At 37.9% G+C, this 17,057-nt stretch carries 17 protein-coding genes and 1 pseudogene; 8 read left to right on the top strand and 10 right to left on the bottom strand.

From position 1 onward, the window contains the following. The 4 genes and pseudogenes from HCUR_RS03820 to HCUR_RS03805 all read left to right on the top strand — a co-directional run. Nucleotides 1-393 (top strand): annotated as a pseudogene (locus HCUR_RS03820) (transposase family protein); the annotation flags it as partial. Between the two features lie 202 nt (nucleotides 394-595). Next, nucleotides 596-1,072 carry a signal peptidase II gene (gene lspA / locus HCUR_RS03815; RefSeq protein ID WP_104206823.1) on the top strand — a complete coding sequence of 159 codons (477 nt, stop codon included), beginning with the start codon at nucleotides 596-598 and terminating at the stop codon, nucleotides 1,070-1,072. Next, nucleotides 1,069-1,374: a DUF3035 domain-containing protein gene (locus tag HCUR_RS03810; protein WP_165780729.1), complete on the top strand. Its 306-nt coding sequence runs from the start codon at nucleotides 1,069-1,071 to the stop codon at nucleotides 1,372-1,374. The genes lspA and HCUR_RS03810 overlap by 4 nt, the downstream gene beginning before the upstream one ends. Before the next feature lie 18 nt (nucleotides 1,375-1,392). After that, nucleotides 1,393-2,586 (top strand): hypothetical protein, encoded by a 1,194-nt coding sequence (locus HCUR_RS03805; protein ID WP_104206821.1) that lies wholly within the window; start codon nucleotides 1,393-1,395, stop codon nucleotides 2,584-2,586. 4 nt (nucleotides 2,587-2,590) lie between these two features. On the opposite strand, the gene dnaJ is transcribed toward HCUR_RS03805, so the two are convergent. Genes dnaJ through rpsM form a run of 5 tightly spaced genes read right to left on the bottom strand, consistent with a single transcriptional unit; the run spans nucleotide 2,591 to nucleotide 5,931 of the window. Then, nucleotides 2,591-3,712 carry a molecular chaperone DnaJ gene (gene dnaJ, locus HCUR_RS03800; RefSeq protein ID WP_104206820.1) on the bottom strand — a complete coding sequence of 374 codons (1,122 nt, stop codon included), beginning with the start codon at nucleotides 3,710-3,712 and terminating at the stop codon, nucleotides 2,591-2,593. A 42-nt stretch (nucleotides 3,713-3,754) separates the two neighbouring features. After that, complete coding sequence (gene rplQ / locus HCUR_RS03795) at nucleotides 3,755-4,114, bottom strand: 50S ribosomal protein L17 (protein WP_104206819.1); 360 nt, start codon at nucleotides 4,112-4,114, stop codon at nucleotides 3,755-3,757. After that, nucleotides 4,092-5,141: a DNA-directed RNA polymerase subunit alpha gene (locus HCUR_RS03790; RefSeq protein WP_104206818.1), complete on the bottom strand. Its 1,050-nt coding sequence runs from the start codon at nucleotides 5,139-5,141 to the stop codon at nucleotides 4,092-4,094. The genes rplQ and HCUR_RS03790 overlap by 23 nt, the downstream gene beginning before the upstream one ends. A 23-nt stretch (nucleotides 5,142-5,164) precedes the next feature. Further along, the gene (gene rpsK, locus HCUR_RS03785) at nucleotides 5,165-5,542 is read right to left on the bottom strand and encodes a 30S ribosomal protein S11 (protein WP_104206817.1); all 378 of its coding nucleotides are present in this window, start codon (nucleotides 5,540-5,542) and stop codon (nucleotides 5,165-5,167) included. Nucleotides 5,543-5,562: 20 nt separating this feature from the next. Next, on the bottom strand, nucleotides 5,563-5,931 hold the full coding sequence (rpsM, locus tag HCUR_RS03780) for a 30S ribosomal protein S13 (RefSeq protein WP_104206816.1): 369 nt from the start codon (nucleotides 5,929-5,931) through the stop codon (nucleotides 5,563-5,565). A 382-nt stretch (nucleotides 5,932-6,313) separates the two neighbouring features. Here rpsM and HCUR_RS03775 point away from each other — a divergent pair, with 382 nt between their 5' ends. From HCUR_RS03775 to groL, 3 genes are all read left to right on the top strand, one after another. Next, a complete protein-coding gene (locus HCUR_RS03775) occupies nucleotides 6,314-6,904 on the top strand; it encodes an OmpA family protein (protein WP_104206815.1) in 591 nt (196 codons plus the stop codon). Between the two features lie 354 nt (nucleotides 6,905-7,258). Further along, nucleotides 7,259-7,549 (top strand): co-chaperone GroES, encoded by a 291-nt coding sequence (locus tag HCUR_RS03770; RefSeq protein ID WP_104206842.1) that lies wholly within the window; start codon nucleotides 7,259-7,261, stop codon nucleotides 7,547-7,549. Between the two features lie 13 nt (nucleotides 7,550-7,562). Continuing rightward, complete coding sequence (gene groL / locus HCUR_RS03765) at nucleotides 7,563-9,227, top strand: chaperonin GroEL (RefSeq protein ID WP_104206814.1); 1,665 nt, start codon at nucleotides 7,563-7,565, stop codon at nucleotides 9,225-9,227. Nucleotides 9,228-10,508: 1,281 nt separating this feature from the next. On the opposite strand, the gene HCUR_RS03760 is transcribed toward groL, so the two are convergent. From HCUR_RS03760 to HCUR_RS03740, 5 genes are read right to left on the bottom strand one after another with little or no spacing between them, the layout of a single operon-like run. Then, on the bottom strand, nucleotides 10,509-11,129 hold the full coding sequence (locus tag HCUR_RS03760) for an RlmE family RNA methyltransferase (RefSeq protein ID WP_104206813.1): 621 nt from the start codon (nucleotides 11,127-11,129) through the stop codon (nucleotides 10,509-10,511). Between the two features lie 8 nt (nucleotides 11,130-11,137). Next, complete coding sequence (gene der / locus HCUR_RS03755) at nucleotides 11,138-12,547, bottom strand: ribosome biogenesis GTPase Der (RefSeq protein ID WP_104206812.1); 1,410 nt, start codon at nucleotides 12,545-12,547, stop codon at nucleotides 11,138-11,140. Next, entirely contained in the window at nucleotides 12,544-12,810 is a 267-nt protein-coding gene (locus HCUR_RS03750; RefSeq protein WP_104206811.1) for a hypothetical protein, read from the bottom strand. Before HCUR_RS03750 ends, der begins: the two co-directional genes overlap by 4 nt. Further along, a complete protein-coding gene (locus tag HCUR_RS03745) occupies nucleotides 12,792-14,144 on the bottom strand; it encodes a PQQ-binding-like beta-propeller repeat protein (RefSeq protein ID WP_104206810.1) in 1,353 nt (450 codons plus the stop codon). The genes HCUR_RS03750 and HCUR_RS03745 overlap by 19 nt, the downstream gene beginning before the upstream one ends. A gap of 14 nt (nucleotides 14,145-14,158) precedes the next feature. After that, on the bottom strand, nucleotides 14,159-14,905 hold the full coding sequence (locus HCUR_RS03740; protein WP_129591895.1) for a hypothetical protein: 747 nt from the start codon (nucleotides 14,903-14,905) through the stop codon (nucleotides 14,159-14,161). A 1,549-nt stretch (nucleotides 14,906-16,454) separates the two neighbouring features. Here HCUR_RS03740 and HCUR_RS03735 point away from each other — a divergent pair. Then, nucleotides 16,455-16,664 (top strand): hypothetical protein, encoded by a 210-nt coding sequence (locus tag HCUR_RS03735; protein WP_104206808.1) that lies wholly within the window; start codon nucleotides 16,455-16,457, stop codon nucleotides 16,662-16,664. The last annotated feature ends 393 nt before the right edge of the window (nucleotides 16,665-17,057 follow it).

Raw genomic sequence — 17,057 nt, 5'->3', positions numbered from 1 at the left:
CCTTTTATTCTGGAAAGAAGAGAAGACATACTTTAAACAGTCAACTCGTTGTGGATAAGAAGACGAAACAAGTTGTTTGTACAGCTTGTACAAACGGAAAACGTCATGATTTTAGGCTGCTTAAAAAATCTGGAACCAAAATACATCCTACAAGTGCACGGGATTACTGACACTGGATACCAAGGAATACAAAAGCTGCATATCAAATCCGAATTGCCAAAAAAGAAGATAAAAAAAACTCAAGATCTGGCTCGCGAAAGAGTAGCCCATGAAAAGGTCATAGGTATGATTAAACGGTTCAAAATCATATCTGATCAATACAGAAATAGACGTAAACGATTTGGACTCAGATTCAATCTAATAGAAGCTATTTACACCATGAAGTTATCCTGACATCTCGTTATGCAGGCGGTCTAATATTATGATTGCACACTGTATTTTATTGATTAGAAGACTTGTATCATTGTAAAGACAGGTTCTTAGATAATTTTCAGGTTCAAGCGTGCATTTATTACAAGATAGAATCAAATAATACCTATTTTTCATATCGACTTTGCAATAAAATCTATGTATTATATACAAAAATGATTTTTTTATGCACAACATAATTTTCAGGAAGTACCTATGGCTTTTTGGAGTAGTGCTGGTGGGAGTTACGGGAGACCAAGCAACTAAATCTTATGTAAAAGAGCTTCTTTCTACAACCAAACGTATTCGTCTCTGTACAGTGTTTAGTATCGTTTCAACTTATAATACAGGAATTAGCTGGGGATTATTTTCTAAAACAGGAAGCATGTTGAGGTGGGGATTTGTAGGATTGTCCATGACACTAGTAGGCATGTTTTTATACATGTTTTACAATGAAAAGCGTCCCTCAACCCAGTGGGCCATAGCACTTATTATCGCGGGTGCCTTCGGAAATATACTTGATAGAGTTTGGTTGGGCGCTGTGTTTGATTTTTTAAGTGTGCATTGGAAAAATTTTTACTTCCCTGTATTCAATCTTGCTGATATGCTAATCAGTGTAGGGTTTATGATATTGCTAAGAGACTATTATAAATGGAATTATTGACGTATAAAAATTTTTATGGTAAAGCGAGTGCTTTATTGAGTGTATTGATTTTGACTCAATGTCAAAGTGTACAAAAAGCAACGGGAATAAAAAAAGTCGCTCCGGATGCTTGGTCTGTGCAACCTTTACGAGAACTAGAAATTCCTCCAGGGTTTCAGGATATGCCCTCTGATCATCCTATTTCTAAAAAAATCTTACCTTCAACACCACAGAATCCCGGAGAAAAGAAAGAAAAGAATTGCTCTTCAAATGATGCAGAGCAATCTTTACTGGAACATGTACAGCCTTTTTTAAAAAAATAGCGTACATACAGACGTTTCATGAGAAACAATCCACTTTTTCGACAAGATATGCGACTTGTATTGGACGCGCATATATTAGATTGGTCACTGTTTCTCAGAAATCATGCAAAAGCAGCACAGGCCTTAAAAGCGTTGGTTACCCAAAAAGAACAATTTTCTTGTTTCTCATATCTTTGGTCTCGTTCCCATGAGTTTGAAGATCACTCAAAGCATTTTCGAGAATTTCGTACAATTTTAGTGGCGGGAAGAATGGAAGATTTAGCAGGAACTCAGTGTATCGTAGATTGGGTGCAAAGCTTTACAGGTAAACATCATCAATCGTTTCCTGTAGTACACTTCATTGTGCACCCAGATCCAGAACTTTTTTGGGAAATGATGGGAACATTGGATTTAAAGCACACCGGGGTTATAATTATAGGCTCTAACCCTAATGATTTGTTTCCTTATATTATTTTGTTAAGATGCTTGGAATCTTGGAAAAGTACAGAGTGTAGTGTACAACACCACATTATGATCTGGATTCCTAAAGGAGCTGAATTGCCTCACATCCACCCCGTTGTACAGACTTTTAAACTTAATGTGCAATATTATTCTGAGATTACACCCAAGAGTAGCTCTTGTTTTAACGAGATTAGTTTTAGTATTGGTAACATGATTGGATTTCATTTTAATCTTTTTTTAGGTGGAGCGAAAAAAACTTGCCAACAGTACTTTCATCATATTCTAAAATCTCCGTTAGAAGGTGCGGCTTTATATACTACATTAAAACAACAGTACCCAAATTTAGCGCATTGGATATGGAACAATACCAAAAACTTTCATCCTTTAGCCCAGTGGATCCAGTGGATGTGGCAAGATATGCTTACACATCGTTACACCTCTTCTTTTCCAAAGCATATTTTTCACCCGCCTCCTTTTTATTTGGGATTTACTACAACATTTTGGGAAAAAAAGAGTATTACAGACGTTGTTTTTCCAAATTACTTCTCTAGCGTAGACCCACAATTCACTCAGATCCATCTAAAACAACTTTTAGAGCAAGAATTTAGAACAACATGTAAGATATTAACGAAGCATACTCATGCAGTGCGTGTCTTTTACATTAAACAATTTAGCGAAGAAATACTAGGAGGGTTAATGGCGCATTTCTTACTAGAAACTACCCTGCTTTTTTTAATGGAAAAAGAAATTACTTTTCCTAATCCCCCTTGAAAATTTATAAAGTTTTAAAAAAATTCTTGAGTTTTGTGAAAAAACCAGTAGCTTCTGGAGTTTTATTTTCTTCTTCCTCTGCAAAATTTTGTAGTAGTTCCCGTTGCCTTGGGGTTAATTTTAACGGGACATAAATATCCGCTTCGATAATCAAATCTCCTCTCCCAGAAGGATGTGGCATTCCTTTACGATGAACTACAGTTTTTTCTCTGTATTGAATGCCCTCTTTAAAGGTAACCGAAATGCTTTCCCCTTCAATAGTAGGCACTTGAACAGTACATCCTAAAGCTGCCTGAGCAATAGAAAGGGGATAGTTCATGAATAAGTTTGCTCCTTTTTTGCGAAATAAGGGGTGAGATTGAATATTAACCTGAACAATAGCATCACCGCAAGGACCGTTACGTTCTCCCACTTCTCCTTCACCCTGAAGACGGAGCTGACTTTCATGCTCAATACCCGGAGGGATGCGAAATTCAAGAGTCCGATGATGTCTCATACACCCAGATCCTCGACATTTTTTACACAACGCCGCAATATAGGTTCCTGTACCCTGACACCGTTTACATGGCTGACGTACCATAAAAAATCCTTGGGATACTGCTACCTCTCCTCTCCCGTTGCAAGCGGTACATTGGGTCACTTTTGCGCCTTTTTCTGCGCCACTGCCAGAGCACGTATCACAGCGAACAATGGTGGAAAACTCAAGAGACTGATTCACCCCCTGAAATGCTTCTTCTAAGCTAATAGACACCTTAATAAAAACATCACGTCCTTTAGAAACGGTTGGTTGCCCTGTAGAACCAAAATTTGAAAAAAAATCTTCAAAGATGGATGAGAAGTCAAACCCTCCTTCGGAAAACCCTTCAAAGCCGCTTCCTCCCGAAGAACTTTGTCGAAATCCTTCGGGGCCCATTTGATCATACATCTTACGCTTTTTTTCATCCCCCAACACTTCGTAGGCTTCAGTAGCTTCTTTAAAGATTTTCTCCGCTTTTTCTTTTTCTGTATTAGAACTACTTTGATGTTGATCAGGATGGTACTTCAAGGCTAGCTTTCTGTAAGCCTTTTTTATATCCTGAAGAGAGGCATTGGAGGGAACACCAAGAACTTTGTAATAGTCTGCCATAAGTTTGCTTTCCTTAGTAACGAATTTACCTTTAAAATACGCCTAGGCTTCCACAAATTCAATTAATGCCATAGGAGCAGCATCTCCTTTACGAAACCCTGCTTTAATAATTCGAAGATATCCCCCAGGTCGTTCTTTGTATCTAGGACCCCATTGAGAAATAATTTTTTCGCAGGACTGTTTAGATCGTAAAGTTGCCATTAACACTCTAAAACGATGAAGAGAAACCTCGTTTTTTCCATAGGTGACCAAACGTTCCAACATAGGACGTACCGCTTTAGCTTTCGGCAATGTAGTCATAATTCTTCCATTTTGAACAATTTGATTACACAATCCTACCAACAGCGCTTTTCGCTGATTGGTGGTACGACTGAATTTTTTATGGGCTATTTTGTGGCGCATCATTTTTCTCCTCTTCCTTTGAACCTTTCTTAGGAGGCCAGTTAGGAACGTTCATTCCAAGAGTTAGCCCCATACTGGCCAAAATTCGCTGAATATCTTGGAAAGATTTACGACCAAAATTTGGCGTTTTCATCAAATCTTGTTCTTTCAACCGCACCAGATCTCCTACATAGGTTACATTTTCCATTTTTAAACAATTTAAGCATCGAATAGATAAATCCAGTTCAGAGACAGGCTTATAAAAATCCACTGGAAAGTGGTCTTTATGGTCTATATCTTCCGTAAATTGCGCTTCCCCAATTTTTCGGGACACGTCTTCACTAGTAGGAGGTGTAATAAAAACACTAAACTGATTTTTCAGAATTTCTGCCGCCTCACTGACTGCGGCATTTGGGCTCACTGCCCCATTCGTTTCTACCCGAAGAATAAGTTTTTCATAATCTGTGTTTTGTCCTACTCGAGCATTTTCTACTTGGAACGATACTTTTCGAATGGGACTAAACCAAGCATCAAGAAAGATTTCGGGCTCATTTTTTCTCGGAAAGCGTTCCGCACTTACATAGCCACGACCTTTTTCTACCGTGAACTCTAAATCAAGCTCTCCTCCATCGTCTAACACACACAAAACATACTCTGGATTGTTGACTTCCAAGCTGTCTTCTTCAGCTAACATCCCTGCAGTGACCACACAAGGACCCTTAGCATAAAAAGAAAAGGTTTTTTTGTGCTCAAAATATCCCTTTAAGTCTACAGATTTTAAGTTTAGCACCAGATCCGTAACATCTTGAGCCATTCCTGGAATTGTAGAAAATTCCATATCCGTACCCCGAAGTTTGATGCGTGTAATAGCCCATCCAGACAAAGAAGATAACAGGACACGACGCATAGCATTACCGATAGTAACCCCAAATCCTTTAGCCAACGGTTCTACTAAGATCGAATTCACGTAACGGGTATCTTCATCTCTCTGAAACGATTTTTTGTAAGGCTCAATAAGTTCATTCCATTTTTTTTCTGCTTCTACCATCGAATCATTCCTCTATACATTCACTATACACGACGACGCTTTGAAGGCTTACATCCGTTATGAGGTAAACGCGTATCATCTCGAATAGAACAAATCTCAAGGCCAGCACTACTTAGTCCTCGCACCGCTGCTTCTCTTCCTGATCCTATACCACATAAAGAAACATCCAACCTCTTTACACCATGAAGCTGAACTTTTTTTGCCACATCTTCCGCTGCCATCTGAGCTGCAAAGGGAGTAGACTGCTTGGATCCAGAATATCCAACGACTCCCGCAGAGGACCAAGCAATAGTAGCGCCTTGCATGTCCGTAATGGTAATCATTATGTTGTTAAATGTAGAGTAAATATGTGCTACACCAGAAACTATGTTTTTTCTTTTAACTTTTTTATTGGAAACCATGCTTAGTTACTTATCCTCCGTTATTTTTTCTTACCAGCTATAGCCACCGCACGACCGCGACGGGTTCTGGCATTCGTATGCGTTCGTTGTCCCCGGGCTGGAAGATTTTTACGATGACGCAGCCCGCGATAACATCCTAAATCCATCAAGCGCTTTTTACTCATCAAGGTATTATTACGAAGCTCTCCTTCGACTATATATTCTTTGTCTATCATTTCTCGAATTCTCACAATATCTCTCTCTGACAAAGCAGAAACTCTTGTATGATGATCAATCCCCAAAGAACGACACACCTCTAGGGCCTTAAATCTTCCAATCCCATGAATGCATAACAACCCAGAAAATAAATTCTTTTTTTCTGAGATATTTACACCAGAAATACGCGCCATATTTTTAACTGCTAACACTTACTGGGCCTTATTATAAATCTTCCCAAAAAAAAGTCAACGGCCTAAACGCACTCAGGAAGGGCTTGATAATCATAAATATGAAAAAAAAACTTAAATTTTTACTTGTACAGTAATTTTATTTTGAAATATACCCTGAAGATTTTTTAACGCTCCTAAAAGAAACTCTGTCTTTAGATGAAAAGTTAATAGTGAAACTTTATGAAAAAAGTCAAAAATTCTTTGTACACCCTCTTTTATTTGGAAAAAAAGCGTTGTACGATGAATCCGTAGATGGTTTAAAACGCGAAGAACTATTTGAAATTAGAAGTTTTTTTAAGAACTTTTAGGTTAGGTTCTAGACGTAGACAGAAAAGAGGACGTTATGAATTTAAGACTTTTAGGTGTGTTCGCCTTAGGCGCCTTATTGGCTGCTTGTAGTGATGAAGCTCCCCAAACTGCGGAAGTTGTTTACCAAGACAAAGGATCTTGTAATATCGAAGGATCTGTTGCTGATTTTAAACAAGGTAAAAAAGATCAGGTCTTTTTCGATTTTGACAAGTCTAATATTTTGGATGAAGGACAAAAAGTTCCAGCCATGAAAGAATTTTTGTGCAAATACAACAAAAAAGGAGCTATTGTAGGGCACTGTGATATTCGTGGATCCTCCGAGTACAACTTAGCTCTGGGACAACGTCGTGCCAACGCTTTGAGTAAAGCGTTGAAAAATCATGGGCTTCCTGCCAGTTCTATTTCTGGTGTCTACAGTGTAGGAAAGGAACGACCTTTAGTAATGGGTGAAAGTGAACAATGTCATGCTTTAAACAGAACGAGTATTTTCGTACTTTCTGATGCACCGGAAAATAATGGTGTTGTTAATGTTTCTGGAATGAATTCAGGACCTGTGATGAATTCTCCAAAAGTAAACGACGCGTCTGACGAAGACTCTGGAGATGATGCCACAGTAGCGCCTTAAGATGTACAATAAAATTGTTTACAGGTTGTAAACTCTTTAAGAGGAAAGAAGTTCTTTCCTCTTTTTTTTATTTATTTACCAAAATAATCATAAAGTAAAAACTAAACTATTATTCTTTTAAGAGTTTTTTCGTTGCTGTACTGAAGAATATTTTACACTTATCTAAAAAAAATTAACTATGCTCTGGGGTGCTAAGAAATAATTTATAAAATAACGGCAGAAGAAAATTTTATACTTTTTTTATTTTTCCTCTTGTGTTGAGAGAAAGGATGTGTTACGATTATTTCGTAATTAGCACTCTCAGAAAACGACTGCTAATTTTACTCTATTAACACTATTATTATGGAGGAACTCATGACTAAATTTAGACCTTTAGGAGACCGTGTCCTTGTAAAGCGTGCAGAAGCGGAAGAAAAAACTGCAGGAGGTATAGTTATTCCTGATACCGCAAAAGAAAAGCCTATTGAGGGAACTGTCATCGCAGTGGGACCAGGTGCCCGAGATGCTCATGGCAATCTTGTGTCTTTAGAAATAAAAGTGGGAGACCGAATTCTATTTGGAAAATGGTCTGGTACAGAAGTGAAATTAGCTGGCGAAGACCATATCGTGATGAAAGAATCCGATGTATTTGGTATTGTAGCGTAAAAGGAGAGAGTATATGTCAGTAAAGCAAATCGCATTTGGATCAAAGGTTGGAGAGTCTTTACTTAACGGAGTTGTGAAGCTTGCCAACTGTGTTCAGGTCACTCTTGGACCTAACGGACGTAATGTATTGATTGAGCAGTCTTTTGGAGATCCACGGGTTACTAAAGACGGTGTAACAGTAGCAAAGCATGTAGAACTAGAAGATCGTTACGAAAATTTGGCTGCTCAGTTGGTTAAAAGTGTAGCTTCAAAAACCGCAGACATGGTGGGAGATGGAACAACCACAGCTACCGTGCTTGCTCGAAGTATTTATAGTGAGGCTTTTAAGGGAACTTCTGCAGGAATGAATTCTATGGAGCTTCGCTCTGGTATTGATTATGCTGTTGAGGTCGTGGTGGAAAAACTAAAAGAACTTTCTACTTCTGTTAAGGGGGATTATGAAAAAATTGCACAGGTTGCAACGGTTTCTGCTAATGGTGATGTAGAAATTGGAGATATGATTGCTCAGGCTATGGAAAAAGTCGGTTCGGATGGTGTGATTACCGTAGAAGAAGCGAAATCTTTTAAAACAGAGCTGGATGTGGTTCCAGGCATGCAGTTTGATCGGGGATATATTTCTCCTTATTTTATTACGAGACAAGATAAAGGAATTGCAGAGCTGGAGCGATGCTACATCTTATTGTACGATGGAAAAATCAGCAGTGCTCAGTCTTTGTTGCCAGTACTAGAAAAAAGCTCTAAAGACGCTGCAACCCTTTTGATTATTGCAGAAGACATAGAAGGAGAAGCGCTGGCTATGTTGGTAGTGAACAAGCTGCGTGGGGTTCTTAAAGTAGCAGCGGTGAAGTCTCCTGGGTTTGGAGATCGAAGAAAAGCAATGTTGGGTGATATTGCAGTTCTAACTAATGGATATGTTATTAGTGCAGAAGTGGGTATGCGGCTAGAAGATGTTCGTATGGAAGATCTAGGACGCGCAGACAGCGTAATTATTGAAAAAGATAACACTACGATCATTATTAATGGTCCCACGAGTTCTTCTGTAAAAGAGCGCTGCGATAAGATTAGATTAGAAATTGAAGACGCGACTTCTGATTATGACCGAGAAAAGCTACAAGAGCGCTTGGCGAAATTGGCAGGTGGCGTAGCGGTAATTCGGGTAGGAGGCGCTACAGAGGTCGAACTCAAAGAACGTAAAGATCGCGTTGAAGATGCCATGCATGCGACAAAAGCAGCAGTAGAGGAAGGAATTATCCCTGGTGGAGGTACAGGATTTTTGCGCTGTGTGAAAGGATTGGAAGACGCCATTAAAACCCCTGCAGTTCAGGAAAGGGGTCGTGATTTTGTTTGTGGTATTAATGCAGTAAAAGAAGCTTTGTCTGCGCCGTGTCGTCAAATTGCTCATAATGCGGGTAAAGAAGGGGGTGTCGTTGTGGCAGAAGTTTTGAAAGCGTCCAATATGAATATTGGATACGACGCTCGCCATGATCGCTATGTAGATATGATTGAGGCAGGAATTATTGATCCTACAAAAGTGACTCGTACTGCGCTTCAGAATGCAGGCTCTGTTTCAGGATTGTTAAATACTACAGAAGTAATTATCGCACAAGTTCCCGAGAAGGAAAAACCTGGTATGGGTGGCGGTATGGGTGGCGGTATGGGCGGCGGTATGGATTTCTAAAGAAATTCATTCCAGACACTTACGCTAGTTTAGTAAGAAAACTAAGATAAAAAACTCAGAATAATGAGTATTTTTTTAGGATTCCAAAAAAACTTAAAATTTTTACTTCTATTGAAAAGAAAAAAAGAAAGGAAGGCATAACCCTTCCTTTCTTGATATTGTGATGTTGACTACATAGGTACGTATATCCTAAAGACACTTCATTAAAACTTTTTTTGAAAAGAGAGTATTGAATTAACCCATCTGAGTATCGTTTCATTTTGTGTCCTAGAAAGCTAAGCTAAATTAAAACCTATACGTCATATTACAGCCATCTTTCGGAAAGCGTTTTCTGTCCCAATCCTGGATTGATCCTCGTCAAAAAACATATTCAATACTCAATAGAAAAAACTTTTTTTGGCCCAATGACTTCTAATCCTAGTGCTTTGTCCAAATTTTGTACAAGCGAAAAGATGTAATATCTTATTTCTCTTGAGACAGTTCCTTTTATTTTACGGGTTGAATCTATAAAACACATGGTACTTTATACTTTCGTTTAGAGTTTCTCTAGTGTCTATCGCAATATATAGCTTGGAGATAGGATTTAAAAGAATCCAAGTATCCAAGTAAGGCCTTACTTCAATTCTTTAAATTCCATCTTTAAACTAAATTTTTATACTGGGTAACAAGTGTTCATAAACGATTTAGAAGGGGATAAAATACTCGTATATGGCAAATAATTTACAATACGTTGGTTGAAAGGTACAGACTTTCAATTGAATATGACGAATTTTACAGTTATCTGTGCATATTAATGCACCGCGGGCGTAAAAAAATGTATTTAATCGTACGTAACACAAGTACTGAATAGGTTTTGGGTGCGGTTTTATTGGTAAAATAAACGCAACATATAAGCTGCTGAGCAATCATTTAAACTGTTTTATCTACGGCGAACCAGCACTATTAATGTTCTTTATTGAATTCTCATGTTTAAAATACGACGAAAATAGATAATATGATATATTCCAATATTTCTGTTTTTGAAATCGACCAATTTTGGTATTTCATCAGAAAAACATAGAACAGATTTTAGATTTGAACGGCTTTATGTGCTAAAAAAAGAAACAGGAGTGCCTCTTTTATGCAAAATAAGACAAAGCATTAAAAATTTTTTGGATTCAATAAAATAAAATTTTCAAAAAAATTAACTTAGGCTGCTGAAAGTATAAATGCAATTTATTAGGTATCGCCTCTTTAGGTTTTGTAGAAAAAACCAGTCCTCTAATAACTAATAAACTATACTCAGACGGTATATCCTCGTGCTAAAATATAAATTTCTTTAGATTCTTTGCGACTTGCTTTGGGTTTTATGTATTTTACTTCCTTAAATATTCTTCTCCAATGGCTATACAATTCTTGAACACGTTGAGTATGAAAAGCTTTTACAAGAAAAAATCCATCTAAACATAATACGGGATGGGCAATATTCCATACTACCTCTACCATATGTTCAATTCGTATCAAATCTGTAGTATGATGCCCAGTACTGGTAGGTGCAGCATCACTTACAACTCCGGAAAAGGGCCCGTGATCTTGAATCCAAAGCCTTGTTTCCGGTGTAGAAAAATCTCCTTGAAAAAAATGCACTTGGGGAATTGGTTGAATATTTACAAGGTCTACTCCCCAAACAAACACTCCAGGAAGTTCTGTCATGACTTGACTCCATCCTCCTGGTGCACATCCTAAATCTAAAATTCGATTTCCTGGGCGAATAATACGCTCTTTTTCTTGAATTTCTTGTAATTTAAACGCTGAACGAGTGCGATAGCCAGATAGTTTCGCGTCTTTTACATAGGGATCGTTGAGCTGCCGAAGAAGCCATCGCTTAGAAGAAACGCTTGTTTTTTTTTTAATACCTTTCACAAAATTTTTTAAACCTCATAGGGATTTACTGCATTCTTGTACTCTATTCGAGGATTGACCCCTTCTAAATTAAATGTTTCTACTAAACGATTTAAAAAATAACGCTGATAATGGGCAGGTAGCACTTCTATTTGATTCCCAAAAACTATAAAGCGTGGAGGGCGCGTTTTAATTTGAGTAATATATTTAGGCTTAATGATAATACCATTGGAAAGTGGTGGCGGGATATCTTGGATACATTGGGCCATCCAGCGATTCAAAGGTCCCGTAGCAATACGATGATTCCATCGAACATATAATTCTTTTAACCCCTTACACAACGCAACGATCCCTTGCCCCTTCACAGAAGAAAAAGGAAATAGGGGAATCCAATTCCCTGATGCTATACTTTCATCTAAACATCGTCTTAATCCTTTTAGATAAGAATTTTTATCTTTTACTTGATCCCATTTTGTTAGCCCTACTACCACTGCTCTTCCTTCTTTGATTATGGAAGCTAGTAAAGTTAAGTCTTGCTTTTCTAACCCTCGTGTTCCATCAATACAAAGCAAAGTAATGTGGGAGAATATCAGCGCGCGTTGACCAGAAGCTCTAGATAATTTTTCTAAAAGATTTTGCGCTCGAGCTTGTTTTCGCGCTCCTGCCGTATCAACAAAAATAAATGATGTACCATCCATTATTATAGATACTTCAATGGCATCTCGGGTAACCCCGGCGTTAGGTCCCGTTAATAACCGTTCATTTCCCAAACAGGTATTAATAAAAGTGGATTTTCCTGCGTTGGGTCTTCCCATAACAGCCACTCGAATTCCATCTTCAGGAAGCAAAAATTTTTCTGTAAACGCTCTATCTTTTGGGAGCGGTAGTTTTGCAATTGCTTCTTTTAGTTCCCACAACCCTTGGCCATGCAAAGCAGAAATAGAAATAGGTGCACCTAATCCCCATTGAGAAAAATCTAGAGCTTGAACTTCATCTTCAAATCGTTCACACTTATTGGCTACCAGTAAAATAGGACAAGGTTGTTTTCTCAACCACTTCATAATTTGTGCATCAACAGCACTGATTCCGTGACGACCATCCACCAAAAAAATAATTCCCTGACAGTGGGAAAATAGACTCTCTAAGGTGATTTTGATGCTAGACTCGTAAGGATTATCTTTTAACCCCAGTCCAGGAGTATCTAAAATTGTAAATTTAAAACCAAAGAGGGTTCCTTCATAAGCCTGCCAATCTCGTGTAACGCCTTCATAGTCTTCAACAATAGCCAAACGCTTTCCTGCTATACGATTAAAAAGAGTAGATTTTCCTACGTTGGGCTTTCCAACAATTCCTATGCAGCGTAAATTCTGTTCAGAATTTATAGTAGAGCGTTCTTTTGCGTTTCGTTCACGTCGATTTCTTTCACTGCCTCGACTCATTTTTTTGCACTCCAAACATAACGATTGGCATCTAAGGTTAAAGAGATTTCTACATTATTTTCTAAGTTTTTTTTCTGATTATTGCAATTTAAAATTTTTTGTTTGTTGTATTCAATGCTGGTTAAGAAAGCTATTTTCAGATTAGAATGATCAAAATATCGCAGATGATATGTAAAATTTGACTTCAAAATTTCTGCGCTGAAAATATAGAAAAAAGGAAGATTGACTTCCTGTTTCTGAGAAACTACGGTGCTATCTTCCATGACAAAATCCCCCCATCATCGCTATGTAAAACCATAGCATCCTTTAACAATACTCCAGAAGCACTTAATGGATGACCCAAAAATACTCCTATGTTTGACTTCAAAGATGATTCTGAGCCGCAAGTTCCTGGAGAAAAAGGATCAACTGCCACCATTAATCCATCATATCTCCAAAGTAAGAGTTGATGATTGACATACCAGGGGCCAATCCAAACGTTCCAGCGATCTTCTTTATGAGAGGGTAAAGTATGGGTCCAACATACTTTACCGGTATACCGATCAAGCCGACTCAATACACCGTTTTGGTCTACAACGAAAAGAAAATTTCCTAAAATCAGGGGCGTATAATATCCTCCAATGGGCCATTGCCATAATGTCTGGCCACTGCTTGCTACCAAACATGCCAAATTACTGTGAGTGAGAACATAGACTAGTTCGTCCACATAGACTGGAGAAGCTTTCTGATGGGGAACTTTTCCTCGATTACTCTTACTCACAGCAAAATTTTGAGTCCATATTGGTGTGCCTGTCTTCTCGTTTAGAGCAGCCACTTGATTAGAGCTATAGTTACTAATCACAATTCCTCTAGAAATAGCGGCACTGCTCCCGCCCCATAAAGACAGATCTTCTACTGCTCCCTGATGAGACCAGAGAATTTCTCCATCTTTTTGACGAAAAGCAACAGTTTGATTTCTTCGGGTTACACAAATTACTTTTCCATTACCCAATACAGGTGGTCCTTCCGCGGGGCATTCCAGCGATCTTCTCCACATTATGCGCTGATTTTTTAAACATACACACACAAGTTCTGAAGACCCCAAGGTAATGAATGCGAGTCCTTTAGGGTGTATCGCAATACCTCCCATGCCATCCATATCGATGGCATTTACATCCCCAGATAAATCTAATTCACGCAGAAGCGTAAATATACCTTCCTTAACCACTCCTTCATAAAGTTTCAGACCTTTTAACACATAAACTTGGCCTCTCCAACATACTGGACTTGGAGCGGCGCCTTGAGTAGAAAAAGTAGACACATGAATCTGATGAAGTTTGGGTATTTCTCTTTTCTTCTGAAAGGTAAAAGAGTCTCCCAAAGCAGGCAGTTGATGTGTAGAATCACAATAATACTGAAGCCATTGCACAGGAGTTTTTCCAGAGCATGGAACAAATTTTTCTGTCTCTGCGTTCTTAGATTGTTGATTCGTCATAGAAAATACCTCTTCTACCACGAGATTTTCTCGTTTTCCCATAAGCGGGGGCAGTTCTACTTCTGAGGTACAACTCCATAAAAGTGTACCATAAAGAAATCCCAGGATAAGTCGTCGTATCATTTTTCTATCCCACCTCAACGGTTGGAATAAATCATAGGACGAGAGATACCTGCGCCAATAGCGCAGGCGTTGGGAATCCAGCTTTGACTGTAACGCTCCCACTGCTCGATGAATTTTTGATCTAATGTACCTTGTGCTAACTGTTGAAGTGCCTTCATTGCATATCCTAGGCCTAAAAAGCTACCTGAACCTTGAGTGTAATTTTTAATCAGAGAAACTCGAGAATCTTTAAGCGATACATCGTTAGCAAGGATAGCCAATATAAAACGCGTTAAATGATACATTGAACTTTGTGCGCGAGATTTTGCAAACAAATGAGAATCCAGAATATTGTACGCATCATACACCAAACTCCAAAGCTTTTCTTTTTCTTTACTGTCTTGGGTACGGGTAAAGGCTGAAACTGTTAGACCGCAACGCTCGATTTCTAAAAGCTTTCTCATCTCTTTAGTATTTTTAAGCTGAGCTTCTTTTTTTTTTGCTGATTCGAAGCGTTCTTGACCAATATCTTTTAAATATTCATCGTATAAGAGCTCGGCACGGAAAAGTTTACGATCTTTTTGATATTCCCAATATGAATATCCTCCCACAACGCATAAAAGTCCTATCATTCCTAAAGAGACCACTGGAATAAGTCGTTTTGCCGCTTCCATCATATCTTCCCGACGCATTTCCTCCTCATATTTATTCTCAGACCTTGTACGAAAATACTGTACAATATTTTGAACTGCGTGACGAAATGACACTAGACTATCAATCAAAAAAATTCCTTTCAGTGTATCAAACTATCTATTCATCGTAAAGAGGCTCCGGTTTAAGAATGGGAGTAATCTTATTTAATCATTGTATTCGAAATGTTTAGAAGTTGTGCATTTTTTTCTCCAGCAGTTTTTGCATATGATACGATTTTATACACTGCATTTTTTTTAGGGGATGAAAATCTTTACTGCACTTTAATAGAGGAAGTTTTTAATAGATCGCTTTGGAAATGATGATTTTCGGCTTTCCATAATAGACCGATCGCGTTTAAGATAAAAAAGCAAACGTTAGGTACAAAGGTGGGAAAAGTATAGAAACACCCTGAAAAGAAGTGCTGATGAGGATAAAGTACACAAATATATTGTAAAACGTCCAAAAATTTTTTTAAGATTATTTGTGTGACATTGCCAAAGTCACAAGCTCGGTACCCTATCCTTTTTAGAAAAGTCAGACTTTGAACCGCTACAAAAGACCTGTGCGCACCTTCAAATTAATCTTTGAAGATACAATTGTACAAGTAGTATTGCTTTTGGTATTAATAAGTCTTGGGTCTGAAACAAACCTCTTATTTCTGGGGAAACAGCACTAAGATTCGTGTACGATTAAACCTTTTGTAAAAGTAGTGGTGCTCCCACAAGGTATGTGAACAGAAGGTACCAAGCGTCGGAAATACAAACGATTAAAGGTGAAACATAGGTTGATTTAGCTGAAAATTTTAAAATTCCAGCCTAACACTACAGATATAATACGAAGTTAATAAGTCTAAAATTATCGCTGATATCGTTAATCTCAAAAATTAATTCGACCAAATCTAAAAATTATTATGATTAAACCCACACTATTCTAGCCCTTAATCTCTCAAATTTTTTTGTTTTAGGCTTATGCAGCAAGCCTAAGAATAGTTTTGTTTGCGCTAAGGACTTTCAACGAGTTTTTGGATTGCGTCTAATTAGACGCTCAATGTTCTCTTGACTTAAGGTGTGCTCTTTTTGGATGGGAATGATTTGGGCTATAAAAATTTAGCTTGAAGCTGAGAGTTAAAAAAATTCAAGTAAGGCGTTATATCATTCTATACATTGAGTAATATTACAGTTAACCTATCGTTTCATAGTAGCCCAGAATTTCTTAATATAAGCGTTATGGAATGCGGTATTATCTATCAGGACAGGGTTTAGCGCTATGATTCAAGACTGTGATACCCAATAATTAAAAGATTCATAGTGTAAGATCCAGTGCCCCCTCATGAAAATAAATACTTAAAAAAAGAGAAATAATAAGGGAATGCCTTGGATGGTGAACAATTTAAGGTAAGGTTAATGCAAGAAGTAAAAGAAGGGGTTTTAGATCATTTTAAACCTCTAAAGAATCTTTAGAAGCCCTGATCCTGATCAGTTTCACGATCTATTTCCTACCTGGGTGAAGCGCATAAGTAAAAATAGCCAGGCAATGTTGTAGCAATCGATGGAAAGGTATCAAGGCGCAGTTATGATGGCGAAGGTGAGATGTTACATAGGGGATACGCACGTTTGCTACAAAGGCTAGGCCAAGGGAATGGATAAAAGCAACGAGCTCACAGCACTACCTAAGGTATTGGATTGGCTGAATAATAGAAGATCTATTGTCACTATAAATGCCATGGGATGTCAAAATAAAATTGAAGATAAAATCATGGATAGAGAAGAAGATTATCTATTCTCTCTCAAAGGTAATCAGGGAAATCTTTCAGATGATATGACGCGATTATTGAGAAAATTACGATAAGGAGCACGCTAGAATTGAAGTTAGAAAATGCTCGGTAAATCAGGATATTAAATAACTCATCTTAAATATCTCTAATAGGCTTTCCATTAAAAGCATGACGCGAATAGAATTGGCTCATGAGATAAAAGGCAAATTTTTTAGTGAAGTGCGGTAGTATGGATCTTTTTTAGAAGCCACTCTTGAAACAATGCTCTCATATATTAAAAGTCATTGGGCCTTACATTGGGTAGTAGATAAGTCGTTTGGTGAAGATCAAAGTAGGCAATAATCAGGAATATAGCTCTGAACAAGCTCAGGTGCCAAGACAATCAATCAAGAGGTTCAGAAAAATGGGGAGGCTGGAGTGACGACATACTTTTTCGTATCTTGCAACAAAATTTTTCATGAAGTGGC

Origin of the sequence: Holospora curviuscula (assembly GCF_002930195.1) — a bacterium.
Taxonomy (GTDB): Bacteria; Pseudomonadota; Alphaproteobacteria; order Holosporales; family Holosporaceae; genus Holospora; species Holospora curviuscula.
The sequence above is the reverse complement of the archived record's forward strand: the minus strand, read 5'-3'. Positions and strand labels throughout refer to the sequence as shown.